The sequence below is a fragment of the Mycobacterium sp. NGS58 genome, from assembly GCF_059812385.1.
The window spans coordinates 63,246-86,760 of the sequence record NZ_JCALCO010000005.1; the positions used below are offsets into that span (position 1 = coordinate 63,246).

The window sequence follows — 23,515 nt, forward strand, 5'->3', positions numbered from 1 at the left end:
CGTGGGCTCGTTCGATCGAGCAGTCGAGCGCCTGCGTCGTGTCCAGCGGGTGGGCCGTCTCCCACTCGTCGTTCAATTCGAGCTCTCGACGGCATGCACGTTCGCGCTGCTCCGGTGTGCGGAAGTCGAGAAAGTCGGTCAGCACCGGCGTCTTCGCCTTGTATGCGCGATCACCGGCCAGCACCACCGCACCGGTATGGGTTTCGTGAATGTCGACATAGGGTGCGGTGGACGCACCCGATGCTGAGGCGCCGGCAGCCACGCCCCCGGGCCCTCACAGCCGTCGGTTTGTGCGTCGCCGTTGACATCGGTGTGGCTTAAGACGGCCGGGCCACGATCACCGGCATGCGAACCGAGTGAACGACGGCGTTGCTCACTGAGCCCAGCAGGATGCTCGTCAGGCCCCCGCGGCCGTGACTACCCACGACGGTCAGCTGGGCGGTCTCCGATTGCTCGATCAGCTGCCGGCCCGGCTGATCGCACACGACGATTCGGTGCACCGTGACGTCGGGGTAGCGTTCTTGCCAGCCCGCCAGACGTTCGGCCAGACTTCGCTTCGCTTCTGCCTTCACCGCCGCCCAGTCCATCCCGGGAAGCTCGAACACAGGGGTGTCGCTCCAGGCATGAACCGCCTTCAGTTCGACGCCACGCCGTGACGCCTCATCGAAGGCGATGGCCGTGGCGAGGTCGGAGGCCGGCGATCCATCGATCCCAACGAGGACGGGCGCCTGCCGGGGGTACGGCATCAAGGGGTCCTCGTCGTGAATGACGGCGACCGGACAAGTCGCTCGTCGCACTACGCCGGAACTGACCGAACCTAGTAAGGCCCGGCCGATGGCTCCGCGCCCATTGGATCCGACGACGACCATCTCCGCCTCTTCCGACATCTCGACCAGTGTCGGCACCGGGGGTGCGTGCCAGAGTTCGCTCGCGATGTCGATTTTGCGGCTCGTTCTGGTGGCGTCTTCGGCGATCTTGACCGCTTCTTGCAGGAGCCGGCGGCCGTCGTCCTCCTGCCATGCCAGCGCTTCGGCCGCCATGGGCACCTGCGGCCACATCGTCGTGGCGTTCACCATGTGGACCAGGGTGAGCGGGACGTTACGCATCGCCGCGTCCCGCGCGGCCCAGCAGACGGCGAAGTTCGACGCGGGCGATCCGTCGACCCCGACGACGATGCCATGGCGCTTCGTGGATGCAGTCATTTCGTTCTCCCTCGCTCATCCAGAACGCTATTGCCCGAACTGGCACCGGTCAGGAGACTTTCGTCCTCAACCGCATGGACGAGAGACCCTCATTGGGCGCTGGGGCTTGACCGTGGCGCGGGCTGTGGAATCGTGACGAAGGTGACCGAGTGGCCCGCCACTCTTGACAGGCGCTACCACGATGGCGTGATTTTCGACCTCGCTTGCGTGGTCGAAAAGACCGGCGCGCAAAAGGCGAAGGCCCGAGATTCCACCCCCTTCTTGTTCCGGAGGCTGCGAGATGTCGGCATCGCAATCGCCGTCTACTCATGTGCCCCGGGCTGCGGGGAGGTCCTGCGAACCGCAGAGATCGACGAATCCGTCGACGTAGCCATTGATGCGGAGAGTGGCGGACGTCCCGACTCGGCATTCCTGGCGAAAGTAGCGACGCGCTTGGGCGTCCGTAACGAACGTTGCGTGGTGATCGGACCCGATCAACCCGGCGTCGATGCCGCCATGGAGGTCGGCTTCGGTCTGATCATCGGCCTTGGCCACCACGGGGATGCCGAGACCCAACTCCTTACACACGGCGCGGACATCGTTGTCGCCGACCTCGCCGAGATCTCGGTGCGAAGCGGTGGCACTCCGATGTCGGACATCGCCGACGCCGTCGCGGCCTACAGTCAGCTGAAAGAGCTGGTGGTGGCGCGACGACCGGCGGTGTTCCTCGACTTCGATGGAACACTGTCCGAGATCGTCGAGCATCCCGAGTCGGCGACGCTCGTCGACGGCGCCGCCGATGCGCTGCGGGCGCTCGCCGCACACTGTCCGGTCACGGTGATAAGTGGCCGCGATCTGTCGGATGTTCGCGCGCGGGTAAACCTCGAAGGCATCTGGTATGCGGGCAGCCACGGCTTCGAATTGCTCGAACCCAACGGAGCTCACCACGAAAACAGCTCCGCCACCGACGCTGCGGAGGCCCTAGCCCTTGCCGCCCCGCGGTTGGCGGAGATGCTCAAGGACATCTCGGGAATAAAGGTTGAGCACAAGCGATTTGCGATTGCAGTGCACTACCGTAACGCGGACGCCGGAAGCGTCCCTCGGGTGATCGCGACGGTCCGGGCATACGGTCGTTCCGAGGGCCTCCGCGCCAGCCTAGGTCGCAAAGTCATCGAGCTTCGCCCTGACATCGTCTGGAACAAGGGCACGACTCTCGATTGGCTCCTCACACGCATTGCGGACCGCGACGGGGACCGCAACGCGATGTTACCGATCCACATCGGAGACGACCTCACCGACGAAGATGCGTTCGACGCGGTCCAATTCGACGGCGTGGGCGTGGTGGTGCGCCACGATGAGGACGGTAATCGCGCGTCCGCCGCGCTGTTCAGCTTGGAAAACCCGGCCGCGGTGTGCCGATTGATTCGGCGGCTTGCCAACGATCTGGAGGAGCTAAACGCGGCATCGGCTGATGCGTGGGAACTCGTGTATGACGGCTATCAGCCGGCTGATGAGCGGCTGCGAGAAGCTCTCTGCACGGTGGGCAATGGCTACGTCGCTACACGTGGTTGTGCGGCGGAGGCGTCGGCGTCCGAAGCGCACTATCCGGGTACCTATGCGGCCGGCGTTTACAACCGACTCAGCGATAGGATTTCGGGCCGCGTTATCGAGAACGAAAGCTTGGTAAACCTGCCTAATTGGCTCTCGCTGACGTTTCGAATCAACGACGGGCCATGGTTTCACGTCGACAATGCTGAATTGGTGTCGTATCGGCAGGTGTTCGATTTGCGTCATGCCACGCTTACTCGCACGCTCCGGTTCGTTGACAGTGCCGGCCACAGCACAACGCTGACCCAGCAGCGTTTTGCGTCGATGCACCAACCTCACGTGGTCGCGATGCTGACCGCCGTTGCTGCGGAAAACTGGTCGGGTACAATAGAATTCAGGTCGTTGCTGGATGGAACCGTACGCAACACTCTTGTGGAACGCTATCGCTCACTGTCGGACACCCATCTCACCGATATGGAGATCAGCGAAATAGCGCCTGAATCAGTGCTTTTGCGAGCGCAGACGTCTCAGTCCCGCATCGCGATCGCCGTAGCGACGCGCAGTACCGTCTGGCGGGACGATATCCGCGCTGAGGCGCGGTACGCAAGGGTGCGAGACGGTAACCGTCGCGGTCATGACATCCGGGTGGCCATGTCTGTGGGACAGTCGGTCACGCTGGAAAAGGTCGCGACGATCGTCACCGGACGTGACGCAGCTATTTCGGAAACGGCAAGTGCGGCTAGGAATTATCTCGAAGAATCCGGCCGCTATTCTGCCCTGCATCGTCAGCACGCCCAGGCATGGGATCGGTTATGGGAACAATGCGCGGTCAATCTAGATGACAACACCGAAGCTTTGCGCATCCTCCGACTGCATCTGGTCCATGTACTGCAGACAATCTCTCCACATACCGCCGAACTCGATGCCGGGGTCCCGGCCCGTGGCCTGCATGGCGAAGCCTACCGCGGACATGTCTTTTGGGACTCGCTGTTCGTCTGTCCGGTTCTGAGCGTGCGCATGCCGAATTTGGCTCGCTCCCTGCTGCTTTATCGGTATCGACGGCTTCCCGAGGCCCGTCGCGCGGCGCATAGGGCGGGATATCTCGGTGCTATGTATCCCTGGCAATCGGGCAGTGACGGAAGAGAGGTGAGCCAGCAACTGCACCTCAATCCGCGATCCGGCAGATGGAATCCCGATCCCAGTGCGCGGGCGCATCATGTGAGTCTCGCGATTGCGTTCAACGCGTGGCAGCACTACCAGGTGACCGGAGACCGCCAGTATGTAGTCGATTACGGAGCCGAGATGCTGGTCGAGGTCGCACGCTTCTGGGTCGGCCTGGCGCAATTCGACGAAAGCCGTGGCCGCTACATGATCCGGGGAATCATCGGCCCTGACGAATTTCATTCCGGTTATCCCGGCATGGAGTACGACGGCATAGATAACAACGCGTACACCAATGTCATGGCGGTGTGGGTGATCATGCGGGCAATGGACGCGCTGGAAACACTGCCGTTGCGAAATCGGCTCGATCTCGTCGGGAGGATCGGTCTGACGGCACAGGAACTCGATGGGTGGGATCACGTGACTCGGCGGATGTTCGTCCCGTTCCACGACGATGTGATCAGTCAGTTCGAAGGCTACGCCGAGCTGGCGGAACTGGATTGGGGACATTACCGGCGGCGTTATGGCAACGTCCAGCGCCTTGACCGCATACTCGAAGCCGAGGATGACAGCGTCAACAACTACAAGGCGTCGAAGCAGGCGGATGCGCTGATGCTGTTCTACCTGTTGTCATCGGAAGAATTGCTAGCACTGTTGGGCCGTCTCGGCTACAACTTCGCAGCGGAGCAAATTCCGAAGACCATCGACTACTACCTGGCACGTACGTCGCACGGATCGACGTTGAGCGCCGTCGTGCACTCCTGGGTTCTTGCTCGCGCGAACCGGCAGATGGCCATGCGCTACTTCGACCAGGTACTGCAGTCCGATATCGCCGACATCCAGGGCGGAACAACATCGGAGGGAATACATCTGGCGGCGATGGCCGGCAGCGTCGATCTGCTGCAACGGTGTTTCACCGGACTGGAAACTCGCAACGATCGACTGATACTCGGCCCGATGTGGCCGGAAACGCTGGGCCCGATGGAGTTTGCCATCGTGTACCGCGGCCAGCGCCTTCATCTTCGGATCAGGGGGCGAACCGCGACGGTAACCGCGGAAGCCGGGAAGGCCCAACCGATTGAGGTGGAATGCCGCGGCCGCGTGGAACGACTCGCGCCGGGACACACCATCGAGCTCGGTTGAACCTCGATTCAGGTGACCATTGCCGCGACGCAAGGGCCGAACGGCCCTGCCCGCGGCCGGCAACACCCAAATAGCGTCTCCGGTGACCATGAGTTATCCCGCTAGCCCAGCGTCTCGATCGGAGGAATGTGATGAACGACCCGCACTCACCACAATGGATAGTCGTGGGTATCGACGGCTCCGACGCAGCGATCAAGGCGGCGAAGTGGGCGGTCGCCGAGGCGACCAGTCAGGACATACCGCTGCGCCTGGTGTATGCCATTCCCGAGCGAAAAGAGGACGCACTCGCCAACGAGCCCCTTATCGATGTGGAGTGCGGCGAAGCTGCCTTGCGCGCCGCTTGTGCAGCGCTGCATGCCATGACGGAGGAAATCAAAATCGAAACCGATCTGGTGAGCGGCTCACCGGCCGATGCGCTGGTCGAGGAATCGCGCCACGCGACCATGGTCTGCGTAGGTTCTGTTGGGATCGGGCAGATCGCCCGAAAGATCATCGGCTCGACTGCCGAGTTCGTGGCGGAGAACGCCTATTGCCCGGTAGCGATCGTGCGCGCCAACCACGATGGCGGCGAGTCACTTTCGGGATCAATCGCGGTGGTGGTCGACGACTCACCCCAGAACGACTGTGTGCTCGAGCATGGCTTCAGAGAAGCGCGGCTTCGGAATGCGCCGATCCTGGCAATGGGTACGTGGCGATGGGGTTTCGGAGAGATTCCCTACCGTCAGTTGGACCGCCGGCTGCACCGCTGGGTGACTCAGTTTCCGGAGGTGCACGTGCGCCCCGCCGCGGCCAGACGTGGGGCCGCTGAATACCTGATTGGCACACAGGAACCCGTGCAGCTCGCTGTAGTGGACCGCTGGTATTCGGACAAGGTCTCCCGGATGATCGGTCCTCTGACGCCCCGCTTCGGACACACCGGATGTTCGGTGCTCGTGGTGCGCTGAAAGTCAGCGACCGCGGGTGACTATCACCGGAACCTTCGCCCCTTGAGCGACGTGTGAGCCGACCGATCCCAGCAGCATGCCCGCGAAACCGCCTCGCCCGCGGCTACCGACGACTACCAGCTGAGCGTGCTGGGCTTCTTCGAGCAGCCACCGCGACGGTTTGTCGCACACGATCACTCGCTTCACTCGGACGTCCGGATACTGTTCGTGGAAGCCGGCGAGGCGTTCGGCGAGGATCTCGTGTCCCTCAGCTTCGTTGTCGCGCCAGTCCATTCCCAGCATGGGAAAGACGCCCACATCACTCCACGCGTGCAGTGCAACCAGGCCCACGCCCCGGCGCGACGCCTCGTCGAAGGCCAAGGCGATTGCGGATTCCGACGCGGGTGATCCGTCGGTACCCACCAGCACCGGCGCACCGGCGGCGGGTGTCACGGATGCATCGGAGTGGATGACCGCCACCGGGCAGTGGGCATGGTGAAGTAACCCGGTAGTGACCGAACCCAGCAGCAAACGGCCCAGCGCCCCGAGCCCCTGGCTGCCGACAACGATCATCGATGCGTGCTTCGAAGCCTCCATCATCGCTGGCACAACATCGGAATAGATTGTCTCGGTGCGTATTTCGCGCGGCTTCCGGTCGTCCAAGTTGGCATTGGCGACCTTGCGCGCTTGATCCATGACCTGCTGCGCAGCTTCTCGCTGCCATTCAGGCATGTCCGCATACAACTGGCCGGCCGGCCAACCGACGACCACCGGCGCCACGACATGCATCAGCGTCATCGGCAAGTCACGCAAGCCGGCCTCGCGGGTCGCCCACGCCACGGCGGCTTCGGCGGCCGCCGATCCGTCGACGCAGACCAGTATTCCGCGATCTTTGGTCCCCGACATGTCGCGCTCCTCTACGAATGCTGTTGGCTGGCCGATGATGACACTTCGATGCGGTCGGGCAGGCCGATGTCCAGGTGGAGGACCGATCCGAAGTTGCTTCGCTCACGCGGCCAGCCGAAACCTGACAAGACAGCGAGCATCAGGTGGTTCTGAGCCAACACGTCGGCGACGAATCGCCGAATCCCATGCGTTCTGGCGATCTGTGCCAGGCGTTTGAGCAATGCCGTTCCCACGCCCACCGAATGATCTTCATGAGCGACCACGATGGCGATGTCGGCAGCCGTCGGATCAGCGCAGACCGTGTAGTTCGCCACACCGATCAGCCGGTCCCCGTCGAATGCCCCCAACGCGTATTGACCGTCCTTGGGTTCGATCAGGTTCCTCACCAGCTGGTCGAGATGGGCTGGATGCAGGGTGAAAAAGCGGAAGTACCGGTCATGATCGCTGAGTTGTCGGTGAAGAGCCACAACAGCTTCGGCGTCTTTTTCTTCGATGCGACGCAATGAGATGACCCGGTCGTCCAACAATCGGGATGTGGCAGTGTCCCTCACCGCTTGACTCCCCATTACGTCTCCTCGGGCAGGATCAGGTGCCGCGCTGCGGTCTTTCTCGCGGCCTGGGCATGACCCTATGGGCCAGGGCGATGATCGGGCAGGGCCGTTGGACCCCGCGTCGGTGCCATTGGTCCCGTTGACGCGCAAAGCGGATCAGCCACTGGTGAGCGGAGCGATCCAGTGAACACGCGTACCCCCGGTAGCCTCGTTGGAGAATTCGCAACGGCCGCCGACCTGTCCGGCGCGGTACCGCATATTCGCTAAACCACTGCGCCGCTGATTATCAGCGGGCAGTCCACTTCCGTTGTCGATGATGTCGAGCGTCAGCATGTCGCCGACATCGATTTCGACGGTCAGCCTCGAGGCGCCGGAGTGGCGGACGGCGTTGCTCACGGCTTCCGCGGTGACGGCTTCGGCGTGTTCGGCAAGCTCGCCGCAGACTGTGGTGGTCGGTCCGTGCATACGAACGGTGGTGACGATGTCGCGGTTCTCAGTGAGATCGGTGACCACTTGCTGAATTCGATGCCGGAAGCTACTTTCGTGCTCCAACGGAGATTTCAGCTGAAAGATCGTGGTGCGGATCTCCTCGATGATGGTCTGCAGATCATCCAGCGTCCTGTTGAGTCGTTCGCAAACCTCAGGCGAACGCGCGCGGGCAACGGTGCCTTGTAGGTCCATCCCCGCGGCGAACAATCGCTGGATGACGTGATCGTGCAAGTCATGCGCGATGCGCTCCCGCTCTCCCACCAGCGTCAACTGGCGCGCGTGCTCGCGAGCCGAGGAGAGCATCAGGGCCAGCGCCGCGTGGGTGGCGAAATCGCGTACCAGGTCAAGGTAACTGTCGTCGAACGGTGGCCGGTCGGCACCGCGTGCCACTGCAATCACGCCGGCAACTTCATCCCGGGTTCGCAACGGCATCAAGATCGCGCTGCGCTGACCGACGTCGGTGAACGCATGAATCGGGTAGCTCAGCGACTCGGTGACCACCGGCTCACCCGAGCGGAAAACGCCACCGCTGGTGGAGGCCTCCACCGGAATCCGTTGACCGATGACCTCAGAGGCGTTGAGCCCGACCGCCGCCGAGATCACCAGCGTATCGATCTCGTCGACGGGCAGGTCATCATCGACGGGGACCAGCACGATCGCCTGCTCTGCTTCGGTGAGAGCGCAGGCACGGTCGGCGATCAATTGCATTGGGGTCAAGCTTGATTGGGCATTGGACAGTAGGGCGGTGGTGATCTCCCGGCTGGCTTCCATCCATTTCACCGACATGCGTTCACGCTCGAAGAGTTGCGCATTGTCGATAGCGACGGCGGCCGCAATCGCCAGAGCCCGGGCTGCGACCTCATCGGATTCTGAGAACACCCGACCTGGCTCGTCGTGGGTCAGATATAGATTGCCGAAAACCGCTCCGCGGATGGTGATCGGCACCCCGATGAAGCCTTGCATCGGGGGATGATGATCTGGGAAGCCAACCGCAGCCGGATGTCTCGTGAGGTCGTCCAGGCGCAAAGCCGGCGCATCGAGAAGGGAGACAGAAAGAACTCCCTTACCGACGGGCAGATGCCCGATCAGTTCCGTTGTCTTGGCGTCGATTCCGTCGTGGATGAACGACATCAACGTACCGCCGGGGTCGCGCACGGCAAGCGCACCGTATGGGGCTCGAGTCAGGTCCTTGGCCGCGTGAACGATCCGGCGCAGCGTCGCGTCGAGATCGAGATCCGAGCCAATCTCGACGATCACACGCAGCAATCGCTCCATCTGATCGCGCGCCGCCAGCAGATCGTCGAGCCGCTGCTGCATCCTGCTTACCAGCCCAGGCTCGCCCAGTCCGGCAAAAGCCGTGTCGTTATCGTCGTTGGCCACCCAGCCTGTTACCTCCGACAACTAAGCCCCTAGCAACCGCGCGTCACACAAAACACGTCCGAAGGCATCAACGCGAAGGTGCTCAGGCCAGCTTAGTCTCATCGGGCCAGGACCCCAACCGGTACACGGAGGCCCGCGGAAGGCTATCTTCGCAGATCAGAGCCCTGTAGGCGGTGGCGCAGAGCGCTGGTCGAGCTTCGTCGCAAATACCGCGGCCTGAGTACGCCGCTCCATGCCGAGTTTCGCCAGCAGCCGCGACACGTAGTTCTTGACCGTTTTCTCGGCCAGGAACATCCGGGCGGCGATCTGCCTGTTGGTCAAACCCTCGCCGAGCAGGCCCAGTAGCGTTCGTTCCTGCTCGGTCAAGCCGGACAGCGGATCCTTCCGCTCCGTGCCGCCCCGGAGCTTGGCCATCAGTGCGGTGGCCGCGCGACTATCCAGCAGCGATTTGCCTGCACCGACGTCCTTGATCGCTTGAGCAAGCTCCATTCCCCTGATGTCCTTGACAACGTAACCGCTGGCACCGGCCAGGATCGCCTCGAGCATCGCCTCGTCGGAAGTGAAAGACGTCAACATCAGGCACCGCAACTCCGGAAGCTCCGACAGGAGATCACGGCACAGTTCGATGCCGTTGCCGTCGGGGAGGCGCACGTCGAGTACGGCGACGTCGGGCTTAGTCGCAGGTATTCGGACCATCGCCTCGGACACCGATCCCGCGTCGCCGACGACTTCCAGTTCGGGGTCCGATGCAAGCAAGTCGGTGAGTCCGCGGCGAACGACTTCGTGATCGTCGACCAGAAAGACGGTAACCATTGGCGAGCCCTTCCTACGCTGCCGTACAAACTTTAATGTAAGAACGCCTCGCGACCCTCCACATTTTCAATCGTCTCCGGCCTCACAGATGTCGGCCGTTGACGACCAGCAACGAGCAGCCGGCGGCTTGGAGTACGGCACTTCCGACCGGCCCGATCAATTCTTGAAGGTGCTCACGATTCTCGGAGCCGACAATTGCCAGCTGTGCGGATCCGTGGTTGCACCCAAGGTATTCCAGCAGGGTGTTGTGTGCCGCCGCCGCCACCTTGACATGCGGGTAACGACGTCTCCAACCGGCCAGCCGGCGATCGAGGTCGACTACCGCCCGCAGATCGCGATTACCGTCGACCGCCTTATCACAGGACACGCTTCGCCGGCACGCGATTGCGCGAACGGACGCGTTACGCATCCGAGCTTCCTCCATGGCAATGCCCAGCAACTTCGCGCTGTCGGGGGAATTGTCCACCTCGACAACGATCCCCGGCCCGGAATGGTGATCGTCAGACTTTCGGATGATAGCCGTGGGGCACAGCGCGGAGATGGCCAGAGCGGCAGCGGTAGAACCCACCCGGCCGGGCCGAAAATGGCGCAGGCCCACCGCACCCACACATGTCATGGCCGCTGAAGCTGACGCCTCGACCAACGACCTGACCGTCGGCCCCCGGACGATGTCAATCTCCGTCTTCACTTGTCGCCCCGTCGCTTCGATTGCCGTGAGTGCACGTCCGATAGCAGTTTCCGCCGCGGAGAACATGCGCGCCAAGGCCTCCGGACCGGCATCGCACCCATCACGTTGCTCGATCGCATGAAGCAGTCGCAGCGGCGCGTCGCGATCCACCGCCTCGTCCACAGCCCAGACAGCCGCCTGCAACGCCGTCTTCGACCCGTCGATCCCCACCACAATCGGGCGCTCTCTCGGTAACTCGTTCATGGGCGAACTTCGGGGCCTAATCACGGACAATCAGCACTGAGCAGCTCGGATATCCCACAATGGGGTGATAATTGGGCGTGCCAAGCTCGGCAATGTGGTTGGCATCGGCCTTACCCACAACGGCGAGTTCTATTGCTTTGCTGTGGTTTTCAGATGACCTCGGCCCGGTGCCCGTGACGATCTGGACGGGCACGTCCGGATACCGCCGAACCCAGCTGTTCAGGCGCCGATCGATCTGCCGCACCGTGGCGTTGCGCCGACGTCCTTCCTCCATAGCCTGGTGGACAACTTCTTCGTTGTCGGGCTCATCGTTGAGGACTACCGCGATCACCCCGGGCTTTGCCGGCGTTCCGTCGGGGCTGGTGCGGATGATCGCCACCGGGCAGTGTGCGCGCATCGCCAACGCGGCCTCGGTTGTGCCCAGGACCTTGTCGACGGCCCACCTGCGCTGGTCGGTGCCGACACACACCAGCGCCGCATCCAACGACTCATTGATCAATACCTGTTCCGCGTCGCCCGAGAGCAAGACCGTTTCGACCTCGACGGGTTTCCCTACGCCTTGCACCGCAACTTCAGCTTGGTATAGGGCGGTTTCGCCGGCTTCGAGCTCACGGTCCGAAGGTGGTGCCGACGTGGACCGCGGCCGCTTGCGTCCCGCGACATGAACGAGGCGAAGGGGCAGCTGTCGAGTGATCGCCTCGTCGACCGCCCATCTGGCCGCGTTAACCCCGGCTTGCGACCCATCGATGCCGACGACCACCGACTTCGAGTGCAGTTGATTCATCGGAGCTCCTGGACTTGCCGTTGTAGTCGGGCACTGATCGACTCAATGCCAGGCTATGGATTTTTCACCGGCTATGGAGGAGTCCTTAGGCCCCTTCTCGACAGCCGTTCGTCCCGAAAATGCCGCGCTGAAGACGCTCTGACGCACATTCAACGGCGCATGAGGTCGTACGGCTCGGCGGCGAGGGCAAACAATGTTTCGATGTCCGCTCGGCTGCAGACTTCGGTACCGGGTGTCCTCGACATCGCTGCGCCCGCAGCTATACCCAAGCGAACGGATTTGACCAGCGGCCATCCACGGCTGAGGCCGGTTGTGATCGCGCCGACCATTGCGTCGCCCGCCCCGACGCCGCTTCCACCGCCGGGTATCGCGATCGCGGGAAAGCGCTGGCTGACCTGCCGCGTCGCGAGGAGCGCTCCCCGGGAGCCCAACGACACCAGAACCGCTTGCGCACAGCCGTTGTCGACAAGCGAATGCGCTGCGGCCAATTGCTCCGACTCGGTGGCAAGGAGACGCCCGACACGTTCGCCCAGTTCCCGCACGCTTGCCTTCAGGAGATAAACGCCGGAAGAGATATGCCGCAACCCACCGCCCGACGTGTCCAAAATGAGGCGGGTGTCCGCATCCTGGCAGATATCGGCAACCCGCTGATAGTAGTCCGGGGGCACCCCCGGCGGCAGGCTACCGCTGGCGACGACGAACTCGGCGGACTGCGCGTCCGTCCGTAGCCGGTCGAGGCATTCCGACTGTTCGGCGGGCGACAGCCGCGGTCCGGGAAGAACAAAACGGTATTGCTGACCGGAACTGTTTTCGTTGACGGTGAAGCTTTCACGGGTCGGCGCTGCGATCTCGACCTGCTCGCAGGGCACTCCCTCATCCCTGACGAAAGAGGCGATGAGAGCACCGGCCGGTCCGCCGACGGTGAAAATGGCCGATACCGAAGCGCCGAGCACGTTGGCGATACGCGCAACGTTGATGCCGCCGCCGCCCGGATCGTAACGCGTTGTCTGGCAGCGCATTTTGTCAGTCGGCCGCACCACGTCCACACTTGTCGTGATGTCCAGAGCCGGGTTCATGGTCAAGGTGACGATCTGTACTCGTCCGGGATTCGACCGGGCTCGTGCGTCCATGTCCGTTGACTCCGCTTCGTTGGTCACAGTCCGGTGGTCAGGAGAGACGCGCCCGGTGACTCAGCCGCTCTGGCCATCGCGCCGCGATCACTGTCCGTCTGCCGAACGCACTTCGATGTGCCGCTCGGCCGGCTTTGCTGCCGAGACTCCCACCGAGACAGTGAGAATCCCTTGGTCATAGGTGGCGTCGATGCTTCCTTCGTCCGCACCCGCCGGCAGCGACACAGTCCGGACAAATGAGCCGTACGAGAACTCCGACCGTCCATCGAAGTCCTTTTTCTCGCTACGCTCCGCCTTGATCGTCAGCTGCCCGTCGCGCACGGTGATGTCGATGTCCTTTGCGGGGTCTACGCCCGGCATTTCCGCACGCACTACATAGCGGCCGTCTTTCATCTCGTCCTCGAGGCGCATCACGCGTGTGTCGAAGGCGGGGCGTAGCCCTGTCAAGGCCGGGAAGCCGGCGAACAACTCCGAAAACTCCGGGAACAGCGAGATCGGCCGGCGCTGAACGGAAATGGTGCTCATGGGAATCTCCTGATGACGAGATCTGATACTTGCACTGTCCATCGCACCAATTAGCCGGTAATGCCAAAAGGGACCGAAGTCCCCGGGTTGTAGGTCGTTCGTCAGCTCGCACCGGTCGCGAGTTATGCCCGTCAAACCCCGCCGGACGACGCACCGATGCATGCCATGACGCGGTCGAGCACGAAACCGAACGCGTCGCCGTCTTCACCGATGCTGAACAATCCCCGATGACGCAGGCCGCCGATCCAGCGGCCAGGCCGCATAGATGGCGCCCGCATAGACGGAATGCGTGAACTGCCAAGCCAGCGCGTCGACGTCGGAGTCGGTCAGCACCAGCCGATCATCTCCGGGAGCAGCCATTTCTCGCTTCCTAGCGTCGGATCCGCAACACGTCGCCCAGGGGGCGCCGGGGCGTCGGCCGGGGTGCCACCTCGTCCTCCGGTTCAACACCCACCCGGATCAAGACCTGAGGTAGGACGATGCGGCGCGTGAGATCCCTAATCATTTCCCTCGTGGCTTCCAGCTCCGTGATGTGCGTTACCGGACAAGTCGACAAGCCGGCCATCGTGCATTCCAGCAAGGTCGTCGACAACGCCTCGCCGCATCGGAGGGCATCGGCCCGGGTGTCTCCGAGTGTCGAGAGAACGAGTATTTTCGCTTCGTCGTAGGAGCCCGCGGAGCTCCGCTCGTCAAGCGGGTCGACCGGGAACCGACGGTTCACATCGACTCTGCGGTCGTCCGCTTCTGAAACCAGTGCGCTGTCGGGAATGCCTTCGAATTTCCTCGACGGCGATGTCCACCAGCTCAATTCGTGGTGATACCCGTCATCGTAGCGGCGCAGGGCTTCGGCGAGCCGAGCCGCTTCCGCCAGCCGTGGCCGCGCGTCGGCGCCCAACACGTCCAGGGTGACGAACTCGCCTTGCAAAGCGTTGCGAAGCACCGGTTCCAACGACGACCAATGTCTCGGTGGCGCGAACGGCAGGCGGCTGGTGTGGCGCCGCAGGATCGCGTCGGCGAGGTCCCGACGGGCCTGTGCGACATATTCGGTCGGTCCGAAGTTGATCGAGGCGAGGTGGTTATGATTGTTCGGATTGGGAAACCGGTCGACGTTCGTGCTCCAGCCGGACGCGGCCATCGCCACCCGAAAATGATCGAGCGCGGCGCCACAGCTGATGATCGCCTCTCTGCCGGATTTGTCGGTCGATGTCACCGTCCGGCGTGGATCGAGGAATAGGTCAACGCTGGCGTCACCGGCAACCCAGTGCCAGGGCTGACTGTTGTACAACGACGGGGCATGGCACGCCAACTCGACCGCGGCTGTGATTACGTTGGTGTCCGCGGTCAATTGGGCCATCATCCTCACCTGCCTGTCCTTTCGGTATGACCTTCCGACGCATCGGCAACCGAAGCAAGGGTCCTAGGTCCCCACAGTCAAGTCCTCGGACTCAAATCCGCCCAACGACGCCGTCGCTGCAGGCGTTGGCGCTGATCTGATGGGACGTAAATCCACTACGACTCGGCGATGGCCATGTGGCCGTGGGTCACAGCCCGTAAATCCCGCCTGAGTGAAAACTCCGAAGCGAGCCAGATTCACGACGAATGTCCCGATGGCGTGGGACTTCCGTCCCTCGCCGGCATCGCGCCCGAATGCTGAAATATCGCTATGAGATGGATATCTCATGCGCGACGACCTGTCATTGCATGGATGCCAGGCGCGCCAATAGAGGTGTAAAAATGAGTACTTCCAGTACAGAACTACCAGTGCTTCGCACCCGAGTGTTCGCCCGCGTGCTCGGTCCGTTTTTCGTCATCTTCGCCGCAACGACCGTGGCCCGCGCATCCGATATGCGGAAGCTTCTGTCAGATTTCGAGGCCAACTCCGCATTGCCATGGGTCACGGCCGGTTTCCTGCTGCTGGCCGCCCTGGTCATCATCGGGCTTCATCAGTATTGGCGAGGTGCGGCGGCGATCACCGTGTCGGTAATCGGATGGGTCTTTGCGCTGCGCGGGGTATTCCTGATGGCCTTCCCGGATGCCTTCATGGGTGTCGCCGACGCCGCAATGCGCATGACCGCCTTATGGGTGAGTGTCACCGTTCTCGTCGGGCTGGTAGGGCTCTACCTGACCTATGTCGGCTGGAAGCCGGTGCCGGCTCCCCCGTCGGCGCAAGTCACGACGTCGAGTCCCAACTTCCCGCGCGCTGCATAACGCCGGCGCCCGGCTAGCCGGCAACCAAAGTTGGTTGAGCCAGTGCGGCTGAACCTTTGGGGTGCCGATTACCAACCTGCACAAGACTTTCGGTGAAAGTATGGCCTTGGCGTCTCGCCGATAGCGGGATGCGCTGGACGCCGCCTCGGCTCGTGGACGGGCTACGGCGCCGGCCGATGCGACCGACGAGATCGAGTGGCTCAACTGAACCGCCTATAGCAGTCGGTAGCTGCAACCCACCGCGACAGGCGCGAGCTGCCAAACCGATTCCGCACCAACTCGCCAAGCACACAACTAGGGGCCAGGTCATGTCATCGCGAAACGCATCGTTGGGAGTCGTCGTCGGTGTCGACGAATCACCGGGCGCCAAAATGGCAGTGCAGTGGGCGGCGCGCGACGCCGAACTCCGCAGTATCCCGCTGACGCTCGTGCACGCGATCTCACCGGAGATCGTCACGTGGCCAACGACGCGGCTAACTGCGGGAATGGCGCGCTGGCAGCAAGATCGCGGACGTCGGCTCGTCACCGAGGCCCTCAAGATCGCCGAAAAGGCTTCGCGGGGCAGCGGTCCTGCCGAAGTGCATACCGAAGTCTTGCCCTCGGCCGCCGTTTCGACGCTGGTCGATTTGTCCAAGAATGCGGAGTTGATGGTCGTGGGGTGTCGTGGAGGCGAATGCTGGGCCGGCCGGCCTATGGGTTCGGTAAGTTCCGGAGTACTCCGCTACGCACATTGCCCGGTAGGGATTATCCCCGACGAGGCCGAGTCGATATCGCATGAGAGCCAAGCGCCGGTGCTGGTCGGTATCGATGGCTCGGCCGCCTCAGAGCTGGCGACCGCGATGGCATTCGACGAAGCTTCGCGGCGAGAAGTCGCGTTGCTCGCACTACACGCGTGGGCCGATACCGACATCTCAGAGCGCCCGGAAATCGATTGGCCGACAACACAGTCGATGGCCGAAGAGGCCTTGGCTGAGCGTTTGGCCGGCTGGCAGGAACGATATCCCGAGGTACGGGTCGATCGCATCGTCGTGCGCGACAGGCCAGCACACCAGCTGGTCCAGCGGTCCGAAGGTGCCCAACTGGTTGTAGTGGGCAGCCGTGGCCGTGGCGAAAGCGTCAAATTGTTAGTGGGTTCCGTTGGTGAGGCCGTTAGCCAGATGGCGCGGGTGCCAGTAATCGTGGCGCGCGAATCGCCGGTCTAGGCCTGCAATTGCCACCGCGCCGCCTGCACGCCCGGTTCTTCCCCCAGATGCCGCACAGCACGTTCTGGTAGGCGATCATGATGCGTCGGAATGGTTTTCGATTCCCCGAGGATGTTCATTATGACTCGGGCCCGGATGTGCAAGCCGGTATACGTCAATAAGCCGTGCGAGATCGCTTGGCGTGATGATGCCCACCACGCTGCCACCGTCGACAACCAGGGCACGGTTACAGTGACCGGCCGCTGCCAACCTTTCGATGACCGCACTGAGCGGTTCGACGGGCTCCGCGGTCGGCACGCGTTCCAACGGCAACGCGATCTCGCGTACCAGCGTCGTGGCGCGGCGGCCGGGTGCGACCTCCCGCAACTGTTTCAGGGTGACCAACCCTCCGATCGAACCGTCGGGGTCGGCGACCGGGTACGCCGAGTGCGGGGCGCCGAGCAGATAGCGCTCAATGAATTCCTCCACCGTGACCCAGCCAGGAGCCGAACGCGGATTCGCCGTCATCGCGTCGGCGACACGCACCCCCGCCAGAGCCTGCCGGGTCGTCGCTTGGAGTTCCTCCTCGCGCGCGGCCGCAAAGATGAACCAGCCGATGAATGCGAGCCAGACACCGCTGACGAGGCCGCCCACCAAGAACTCCGCCAACCCCAACACGATCAGGATGATCGCGACGATGCGCCCGGCATGCGCCGCGCCGACCGAGGCACGCACGCTATCGCCGTACCGGTGCCACAGATACGCACGCACCAAACGACCGCCATCCAATGGCGCGCCTGGTAGCAGATTGAACAATCCCAGCACGAGGTTGATCACAGCGAGCCACCAAACAACGCTGACCGCAATGGCTCCGGCGTGCACGACCGGTAGCACTGCGGCCAGCGCGGCAAACGCTGCCGACAGAATAAGACTGGTCGCCGGGCCCGCGAGGGCGATCCGAAACGCGGCTATCGGTGTTTTCGCCTCTCCCTGCATCGTCGTCACCCCGCCGAACAGCCAGAGCGTCACTTCGCCGACACGAACTCCCATACGGCGCGCGACAACAGCGTGCGCCAGTTCGTGCGCCAACAGCGACGCCAGCAGGACCAGCGCACCACACGCGCCGGCGACCCAATACATCGGTCGCGAATACCCCTTGACGGCACCGGGCAACGTGGTAGCCAAGCTCCAGGTGAATAACCACAGAATCACCATGACGCTCCAGTGGACCTTGACTTCGAACCCGGCAATTCGCCCAAGCGGGATCGCGTCACCCATCTCATTACCTCCGACGACATTCTCCAATAGCTGGTTTCACTCCAAAACCAATTGGCGAGGCTGACGGCATCTTCTGATGCTTCACGTGTTGTCCACGCTCTGGTAAGGGCGCAAAGGCACAAAGGCCTGGGGCCTTCGTCACTTGAGGTCGTGGCCGTGCGCCAAAGGCCGATGTAGTGACTCCAAGTCGTCTTCGGCAGTCCACGCCATGACAGGTCACACACGGGGACGTTCGCCGAAGTTCGCGTGACCTTTGCCTCTACCCTCGGGCCGCAAGCAGCGGCACGATCAGGGCAGCAACGTACGCTCTTAGGAGCGTAATTCGATTCGGCACCAATGGATTAGCACCATGAAAGCATTCAACCTCCCCGCCGAGAGGCCCGACTTCGCCAAGATCGAAAGTCGCGCACCGTCGGTGGCGCACATGTTCCTCAACCGGGTCGCTGCCACGCCGCACGCCGAGGCTTTTCGATACCCGCAGGACCACTCCTGGGAGAGCGTGACTTGGCAGCAGGTCAGCGAACGTGTCAGCAACATCGCCGGCGGTCTGATTTCGCTGGGAATCGAACCCGAGGACCGGGTCGCGCTCGCATCCTCGACGCGCTATGAGTGGGTGCTCAGCGATTTCGCCGTGATGTGTGCCGGTGCGGCAACCACAACGGTGTACCCGACGACCAACGCCGGCGACACCGCCTACATCATCGCCAATTCCGGGAGCCGGGTGGTCATCGCCGAGGATCAGAGCCAGCTCGACAAACTGCTCGCACACCGAGCCGAATCGCCGGATGTGGGCAAGGTAGTGGTGATCGACGGCAACGGTGACGGTGACTGGATGATCAGTCTCGGTGAGCTCGAGCAACTCGGAAAGCAACTGCTCGCCGATACACCGAATGCCATCACAGAGCGTGTCGCAGCCATCGGCCCGCGCCGGCTCGCCAGCCTGATTTACACCTCCGGCACGACCGGTCGCCCTAAAGGCGTGCGGCTGACCCACGGCGCATGGACGTACACGGCCGCGGCCATTGACGCACTCGGCATCCTCGGCCCGGACGACCTGAACTTTTTGTGGCTACCGTTGGCGCACGCTTTCGGCAAGGTCATGCTGGCGCTGCCGCTGCAGATCGGGTTCCCCACCGCCATTGATGGCCGAGTGGACAAGATCGTCGACAACCTTGCGGCCTTACATCCGACCATCATGGGCGCTGCCCCTCGCATATTCGAGAAGGCCCACGCCCGCGTCCAAGAGATGGTCGCCGAGCAGGGCCGGTTCCGCAGGAAGATGTTCGACTGGTCGATCGGAGTCGGCTTGAAGGTCTCGACCGCCCGGCAGGCGGGCAAGAAGCCCTCGTTGACATCGTCGCTGGCCTACAAGGTGGCGGACCGAATGGTCTTTTCGACGATCCGGCAGCGGTTCGGTGGGCGGCTGCGGTTCTTCGTCTCCGCTGCCGCGGCCCTCGACCATGACGTCGCGCAGTGGTTCGACGCGATCGGCATCGTCGTGCTCGAGGGTTACGGCCTCACCGAGACCGCCGCCGCGTCGTTCATCAACCGTCCCGGCGCCTACCGTTTCGGAACGGTCGGTTGGCCTTTCCCGGCCACCGAGGCAAAGATCGCCGACGACGGCGAAATCTTGCTCAGAGGACCAGGTTTGATGACCGCGTACCACGATCTACCCGATGCCACCGCCGAGGCGCTCAGCCCGGACGGTTGGTTCCGCACCGGCGACATTGGTGAAATCGACACCGACGGCTTCCTGCGAATCACCGACCGCAAGAAGGACATGTTCAAAACCTCGCAGGGAAAGTACGTGGCGCCATCGGCGATCGATGCGAAGTTCAAGGGCCTGTGTCCGTATGTAAACGAGTTCCTCGTCTATGGAGAGGACAAGCCGTACTGCGTGGCACTGGTAGGCCTCGATGCCGAGGCGATCACCGAGTGGGCCGGCAAACACGGGCTTGCGGGTAGGCCCTTCGCCGAGGTCGCCCGCGACGAGAAGACGCACGCGATGATCGCCGGATACCTCGACGTGCTGAACTCGGAACTGAACCGCTGGGAACAGATCAAAGGCTTTGCGATCGCCGAGCGCGAACTCTCTGTCGAAGCCGGCGACCTTACGCCGAGCATGAAGCTACGCCGCAAAGCGGTCATCGAAGAGTTCGCCGACCGCCTGTCGGCGCTGTATCGCTCTGCCAACGAAACTCATCAATAGCAAGAGAACCACATCAATGCAAGAGAACCACTTTGTGTGGCCAGCATCGTCTGGCCAGCATCCGCATTCAGCGGTGCAGGCCTGTGACCGGCTCGTGAGTGTTGGCTCGAATATCGGCTGATGTCATCGCGAACAACTGATCCGCGAGATCTGAAAGAGCCCGGGCCACGGCGAGCTCGTCGCCAATCCGGCTCACCGGTTCGTCGGCGGGATCGAGACGTGCCAACCCGATGCCAACGAGATCCTTTCCCGCCCAGGCTATCCGGGCCTTAGCGCGAGTCTTCTCCTCGCCGCGTCCTTCGATCAGCACGTCGATCTGATAAGCCCTGGTGCCGTGATCGTCGGCCCTCATCCGATTCTCCTTCTATCAATAGCTGATGTGCGCTAGTCGGCCAACCGGTTCTTATGGGAGATGGCCGACTGTACGGCCCCGAAACGATCCCGTGCGCGCCGGTCAGCGTCCGCCTGTTCTGCGGCGGTCACAATGACGGCATCGGGGCCCGGGAAAACCGTCGCCTCGTGGTCGTTGGCAAGCCATCGCACCACATACGGTGGTGCACCATCTGATGCGTGAACTTCGGTGATCAGCCCCCGCTGATCGTGTTGCGCAATCGTGGTGCCCTTGATCACCAGCCAGTCACCAACTTTCGCCTTCACGAGAATCTCCTTTCCCGCTGGATTTTCCTGTCGACAATCAAATCGTGTACATGTCGGGCGCGGTGACGCGAGCGGTATCAGGTCACAAGTCCGACGCCAAAGGTCCTTATGATGCAGAGATTTCGGCCGAATCAGGAAGAGGGTCCTGCGCCCGCGGCCCACTGTGTGGCTCGTTCGAGCTCGTCGAGCCCGAACACGGCAAGCTCACCTGGGACCATCCACGCCAGCGCATGCAAGGTATGCGCGACCCACTCCTTGTCGGACACGACCGCGATACGCCTGAACGCCGAATGGTGCGGCAAAACGGTGCCCAAGCCCAGCTTGATGTCCTCGACCAGACCACCTGGGCCAAAACCCTCGTAATCGGAGCCGATAACCTCCACGATCCTGACTTCGCCGGCGTTCAGCATCTCCTCAATGGCGGGTCTGGCTTCACGCAGTTCATCACCACGCAGCCGGCCCGATATGCGGATGCCGGTCACTCCTTGCGGCATGTCTGGCAACACCTCGATCATCGATTCCTCCTTCGCTACACCCCTACTCTGCGTGCGCCCCTAACGACCGCCAAGTGCCGTAGGTCACCAAACCGACCTGTGGCGCCGTCCCGAGCCGCGCTCGAACGATGTTGTTCGTTAGCTGTAAAGACGAACAGAGGTCCTCTACGGTCGGGACTTCGGTCCCTATCAACCGTTTCGGCGAACCGCTCAAATGAATGGTGTTACTGCGACGCTTCGCGGACCGAAGGGACCATGCTGTGGACGTTTTCTCACGCCACCTAGGACGTTCAATCGCCGTTCCGGCAGGAGGGCAAGTAATCGTCCTTGCACCGCATCCCACCTGGATTTCGGCGCAACGGTACGCAGCTGAGCGCCTCGCCGCGATGAGCCGTCATCCGTCATCGTCGGCGATGCGTCGCGCGCAGGGCGAGATCGGCGGGTCCAGGCGGTGAGTGAAATGCCGGCTTGCCCCGCAGACCACGTATCAAATGCCCCCTGGTTTCGAGGGTTGGTGGTGCTCTTCGCGGCCGCGCTCATGCTGCTGGCTGCGCCGCCAGGCATGGCAACAGCAGACAGCGGGCGCCAACAAGCCAAACCGGAGGAACGGGCGGCCGACCTGATTCGGCCATCGGTTATGTACCTCGCCGGCGAAGGCTACGGGCTGGTACGCCTGCCCAACGGCGAGGTCCTGTCTCAATTCGGACGCGGGTCCAGCATGCCTTTCCTGGCCACCTGGAACTGCACGGCTTTCGTCGTTAATCCCGACGGTTGGGTGGCGACGGCAGGTCACTGCGTGGACCCGGCGAGCGCCAAGCTGCTCCTCCTCAAGCGGGCCGCCAACGAGTACCGCAGTCAGTACCCGGATGCCCCGGAGTCGCGCGAGCCCGCTGAGACCCTCGACTGGCTGCAAAAGAACGCGATGGTGGAAGGTGACACGCCCGGGCAAGGTCCGCACGTGAGTTTCAAGGTGATTTCCGGCACCGGAACCAAGCTCAACGCTAAGCTGCCCGCCAGCGTCGTCGATTTCCGTCCCCTCGGAGAGGGCGACGTCGCAGTTCTCAAAATAGCCAAGCCCAACCTTCCATCCTCCGAACTGGGAGCCGACGCTGACGTCACTGTTGGTACGCCAGTCCTCGCAGTGGGTTTCCCCGAAAGCACCCAAAACATAACCGGCCCTTCGCTGGATCCCACTTATAAGAGCGGAAAGATCAGCAAGAAGTCGATTATGGGGCCAAGTCCCGAGTATGAGATCGACGCTGCGATGACGGACGGCATGAGCGGTGGCCCCACAATCGGACTGAACGGCAAGGTGGTCGGTGTGAACAGCTTCGCCCCCACCGGCGAAACCCAACCATTCAACTTCATCGCACCTGCCGATGGGCTTGCCGCACTCTTGGCTGCGCGTGGCGTGAAACCGACGCTCGGGCCTGCCGACCGCTCATATCGAAGAGGGCTGAAGAACTTCTACTCAGGTCGCTATACCGATGCGATCGGCGAATTCGACCAGACATTGGCAATGTCGCCCGGGTATCCGGGCCTCGACGATCTCAGGACCAGCGCTGTCAACCTGCGCCAGCAGTACGGAGATACATCGCCGTTGAGCGGCGCAGTGCTGTGGTGGTACCTGGCCATCAGCGTTGTATCGGTGGTCGGCGTGAGCGCCGGGCTGACGTTGTTAGTGCTCAAATTGCATTTCCCCCTTGTGCATTTGACCCCGGCATCGAGAAGTCCCATCCCCCCGGGCGGTCAATCCTCGCTCCAAGGTGTCAACGCCGAACCGACCGATGCACAGGCGATTACACCTGCCGATGAGGGATCGGTGACAGAGGTTGCCGGCGACACCAGCGGTCTGCAGGCGCTTCGTCTGATACCGAGCCAATCGGACGCCAACGAACCTCACTTCTGCGCGCATTGCGGTGCTGAGCATCACCCCGCCGAACGATTCTGTCCGAACTGCGGCCAACGAATAAATCGTTCAACATCGGCCGGGAAAACCGGATTGATATCGTGAGCGCCCTGA

Annotated in this window: 21 protein-coding genes and 1 pseudogene; 6 read left to right on the forward strand and 16 right to left on the reverse strand. The window is 62.7% G+C overall.

The features are described from left to right. Positions 1–66: 66 nt before the first annotated feature. Positions 67–211: pseudogene (locus tag AC5Y4H_RS06825) on the reverse strand (hypothetical protein); the annotation flags it as partial. A 106-nt stretch (positions 212–317) separates the two neighbouring features. Beyond that, a complete protein-coding gene (locus AC5Y4H_RS06830) occupies positions 318–1,202 on the reverse strand; it encodes a universal stress protein (protein WP_499979698.1) in 885 nt (294 codons plus the stop codon). A 207-nt stretch (positions 1,203–1,409) separates the two neighbouring features. Here AC5Y4H_RS06830 and otsB point away from each other — a divergent pair, with 207 nt between their 5' ends. Further along, positions 1,410–5,033, forward strand: a complete 3,624-nt coding sequence (gene otsB / locus AC5Y4H_RS06835; RefSeq protein WP_499979941.1) for a trehalose-phosphatase — start codon at positions 1,410–1,412, stop codon at positions 5,031–5,033. A gap of 164 nt (positions 5,034–5,197) precedes the next feature. Continuing rightward, a complete protein-coding gene (locus AC5Y4H_RS06840) occupies positions 5,198–5,977 on the forward strand; it encodes a universal stress protein (protein ID WP_499979702.1) in 780 nt (259 codons plus the stop codon). A 3-nt stretch (positions 5,978–5,980) separates the two neighbouring features. Here AC5Y4H_RS06840 and AC5Y4H_RS06845 read toward each other — a convergent pair whose 3' ends face one another. The 10 genes from AC5Y4H_RS06845 to AC5Y4H_RS06890 all read right to left on the reverse strand — a co-directional run bounded on the left by AC5Y4H_RS06845 (position 5,981) and on the right by AC5Y4H_RS06890 (position 14,822). After that, entirely contained in the window at positions 5,981–6,862 is an 882-nt protein-coding gene (locus tag AC5Y4H_RS06845; protein ID WP_499979705.1) for a universal stress protein, read from the reverse strand. 11 nt (positions 6,863–6,873) lie between these two features. Then, a complete protein-coding gene (locus tag AC5Y4H_RS06850) occupies positions 6,874–7,386 on the reverse strand; it encodes a GNAT family N-acetyltransferase (protein ID WP_499979707.1) in 513 nt (170 codons plus the stop codon). Positions 7,387–7,569: 183 nt separating this feature from the next. Then, on the reverse strand, positions 7,570–9,219 hold the full coding sequence (locus tag AC5Y4H_RS06855; RefSeq protein WP_499979946.1) for a GAF domain-containing sensor histidine kinase: 1,650 nt from the start codon (positions 9,217–9,219) through the stop codon (positions 7,570–7,572). Positions 9,220–9,438: 219 nt separating this feature from the next. After that, positions 9,439–10,095: a hypoxia response regulator transcription factor DosR/DevR gene (gene dosR, locus AC5Y4H_RS06860; RefSeq protein WP_499979709.1), complete on the reverse strand. Its 657-nt coding sequence runs from the start codon at positions 10,093–10,095 to the stop codon at positions 9,439–9,441. A gap of 82 nt (positions 10,096–10,177) precedes the next feature. Next, positions 10,178–11,026: a universal stress protein gene (locus AC5Y4H_RS06865; protein WP_499979712.1), complete on the reverse strand. Its 849-nt coding sequence runs from the start codon at positions 11,024–11,026 to the stop codon at positions 10,178–10,180. A 16-nt stretch (positions 11,027–11,042) separates the two neighbouring features. Further along, positions 11,043–11,810 (reverse strand): universal stress protein, encoded by a 768-nt coding sequence (locus AC5Y4H_RS06870; RefSeq protein WP_499979715.1) that lies wholly within the window; start codon positions 11,808–11,810, stop codon positions 11,043–11,045. A 149-nt stretch (positions 11,811–11,959) separates the two neighbouring features. After that, positions 11,960–12,940 carry a 1-phosphofructokinase family hexose kinase gene (locus AC5Y4H_RS06875; protein ID WP_499979717.1) on the reverse strand — a complete coding sequence of 327 codons (981 nt, stop codon included), beginning with the start codon at positions 12,938–12,940 and terminating at the stop codon, positions 11,960–11,962. Between the two features lie 87 nt (positions 12,941–13,027). Beyond that, the gene (locus AC5Y4H_RS06880; RefSeq protein WP_499979719.1) at positions 13,028–13,465 is read right to left on the reverse strand and encodes an Hsp20/alpha crystallin family protein; all 438 of its coding nucleotides are present in this window, start codon (positions 13,463–13,465) and stop codon (positions 13,028–13,030) included. Positions 13,466–13,669: 204 nt separating this feature from the next. Further along, entirely contained in the window at positions 13,670–13,825 is a 156-nt protein-coding gene (locus tag AC5Y4H_RS06885; protein ID WP_499979721.1) for a hypothetical protein, read from the reverse strand. Positions 13,826–13,835: 10 nt separating this feature from the next. Next, positions 13,836–14,822, reverse strand: a complete 987-nt coding sequence (locus AC5Y4H_RS06890; protein WP_499979951.1) for an Acg family FMN-binding oxidoreductase — start codon at positions 14,820–14,822, stop codon at positions 13,836–13,838. Between the two features lie 419 nt (positions 14,823–15,241). Here AC5Y4H_RS06890 and AC5Y4H_RS06895 point away from each other — a divergent pair, with 419 nt between their 5' ends. Continuing rightward, positions 15,242–15,673, forward strand: a complete 432-nt coding sequence (locus AC5Y4H_RS06895; RefSeq protein WP_499979953.1) for a hypothetical protein — start codon at positions 15,242–15,244, stop codon at positions 15,671–15,673. 308 nt (positions 15,674–15,981) lie between these two features. Then, the gene (locus tag AC5Y4H_RS06900; protein ID WP_499979724.1) at positions 15,982–16,875 is read left to right on the forward strand and encodes a universal stress protein; all 894 of its coding nucleotides are present in this window, start codon (positions 15,982–15,984) and stop codon (positions 16,873–16,875) included. Positions 16,876–16,950: 75 nt separating this feature from the next. Here AC5Y4H_RS06900 and AC5Y4H_RS06905 read toward each other — a convergent pair whose 3' ends face one another. Beyond that, positions 16,951–18,132 (reverse strand): site-2 protease family protein, encoded by a 1,182-nt coding sequence (locus tag AC5Y4H_RS06905; protein ID WP_499979956.1) that lies wholly within the window; start codon positions 18,130–18,132, stop codon positions 16,951–16,953. Positions 18,133–18,481: 349 nt separating this feature from the next. Here AC5Y4H_RS06905 and AC5Y4H_RS06910 point away from each other — a divergent pair, with 349 nt between their 5' ends. After that, positions 18,482–20,341, forward strand: coding sequence for an AMP-dependent synthetase/ligase (locus tag AC5Y4H_RS06910; protein ID WP_499979725.1), 1,860 nt, complete (start codon positions 18,482–18,484; stop codon positions 20,339–20,341). 67 nt (positions 20,342–20,408) lie between these two features. On the opposite strand, the gene AC5Y4H_RS06915 is transcribed toward AC5Y4H_RS06910, so the two are convergent. The 3 genes from AC5Y4H_RS06915 to AC5Y4H_RS06925 all read right to left on the reverse strand — a co-directional run bounded on the left by AC5Y4H_RS06915 (position 20,409) and on the right by AC5Y4H_RS06925 (position 21,513). Then, positions 20,409–20,693, reverse strand: coding sequence for a dsRBD fold-containing protein (locus AC5Y4H_RS06915; RefSeq protein ID WP_499979727.1), 285 nt, complete (start codon positions 20,691–20,693; stop codon positions 20,409–20,411). Between the two features lie 32 nt (positions 20,694–20,725). Continuing rightward, positions 20,726–20,998, reverse strand: coding sequence for a DUF1918 domain-containing protein (locus tag AC5Y4H_RS06920; protein ID WP_499979728.1), 273 nt, complete (start codon positions 20,996–20,998; stop codon positions 20,726–20,728). 131 nt (positions 20,999–21,129) lie between these two features. Then, a complete protein-coding gene (locus AC5Y4H_RS06925) occupies positions 21,130–21,513 on the reverse strand; it encodes a SpoIIAA family protein (RefSeq protein ID WP_499979730.1) in 384 nt (127 codons plus the stop codon). 493 nt (positions 21,514–22,006) lie between these two features. On the opposite strand from AC5Y4H_RS06925, the gene AC5Y4H_RS06930 reads away from it, so the two are divergent. Then, complete coding sequence (locus AC5Y4H_RS06930; RefSeq protein WP_499979960.1) at positions 22,007–23,506, forward strand: trypsin-like peptidase domain-containing protein; 1,500 nt, start codon at positions 22,007–22,009, stop codon at positions 23,504–23,506. The last annotated feature ends 9 nt before the right edge of the window (positions 23,507–23,515 follow it).

Bases quoted from the DNA above. Each gene is read 5' to 3' on its own strand.
- AC5Y4H_RS06830 (WP_499979698.1), bottom strand. From the start codon at position 1,202: ATGACTGCATCCACGAAGCGCCATGGCATCGTCGTCGGGGTCGACGGA.
- AC5Y4H_RS06845 (WP_499979705.1), bottom strand. From the start codon at position 6,862: ATGTCGGGGACCAAAGATCGCGGAATACTGGTCTGCGTCGACGGATCG.
- AC5Y4H_RS06855 (WP_499979946.1), bottom strand. From the start codon at position 9,219: ATGCAGCAGCGGCTCGACGATCTGCTGGCGGCGCGCGATCAGATGGAG.
- dosR (WP_499979709.1), bottom strand. From the start codon at position 10,095: ATGGTTACCGTCTTTCTGGTCGACGATCACGAAGTCGTTCGCCGCGGA.
- AC5Y4H_RS06865 (WP_499979712.1), bottom strand. From the start codon at position 11,026: ATGAACGAGTTACCGAGAGAGCGCCCGATTGTGGTGGGGATCGACGGG.
- AC5Y4H_RS06870 (WP_499979715.1), bottom strand. From the start codon at position 11,810: ATGAATCAACTGCACTCGAAGTCGGTGGTCGTCGGCATCGATGGGTCG.
- AC5Y4H_RS06875 (WP_499979717.1), bottom strand. From the start codon at position 12,940: ATGGACGCACGAGCCCGGTCGAATCCCGGACGAGTACAGATCGTCACC.
- AC5Y4H_RS06880 (WP_499979719.1), bottom strand. From the start codon at position 13,465: ATGAGCACCATTTCCGTTCAGCGCCGGCCGATCTCGCTGTTCCCGGAG.
- AC5Y4H_RS06885 (WP_499979721.1), bottom strand. From the start codon at position 13,825: ATGGCTGCTCCCGGAGATGATCGGCTGGTGCTGACCGACTCCGACGTC.
- AC5Y4H_RS06890 (WP_499979951.1), bottom strand. From the start codon at position 14,822: ATGATGGCCCAATTGACCGCGGACACCAACGTAATCACAGCCGCGGTC.
- AC5Y4H_RS06900 (WP_499979724.1), top strand. From the start codon at position 15,982: ATGTCATCGCGAAACGCATCGTTGGGAGTCGTCGTCGGTGTCGACGAA.
- AC5Y4H_RS06905 (WP_499979956.1), bottom strand. From the start codon at position 18,132: ATGGGTGACGCGATCCCGCTTGGGCGAATTGCCGGGTTCGAAGTCAAG.
- AC5Y4H_RS06910 (WP_499979725.1), top strand. From the start codon at position 18,482: ATGAAAGCATTCAACCTCCCCGCCGAGAGGCCCGACTTCGCCAAGATC.
- AC5Y4H_RS06915 (WP_499979727.1), bottom strand. From the start codon at position 20,693: ATGAGGGCCGACGATCACGGCACCAGGGCTTATCAGATCGACGTGCTG.
- AC5Y4H_RS06925 (WP_499979730.1), bottom strand. From the start codon at position 21,513: ATGATCGAGGTGTTGCCAGACATGCCGCAAGGAGTGACCGGCATCCGC.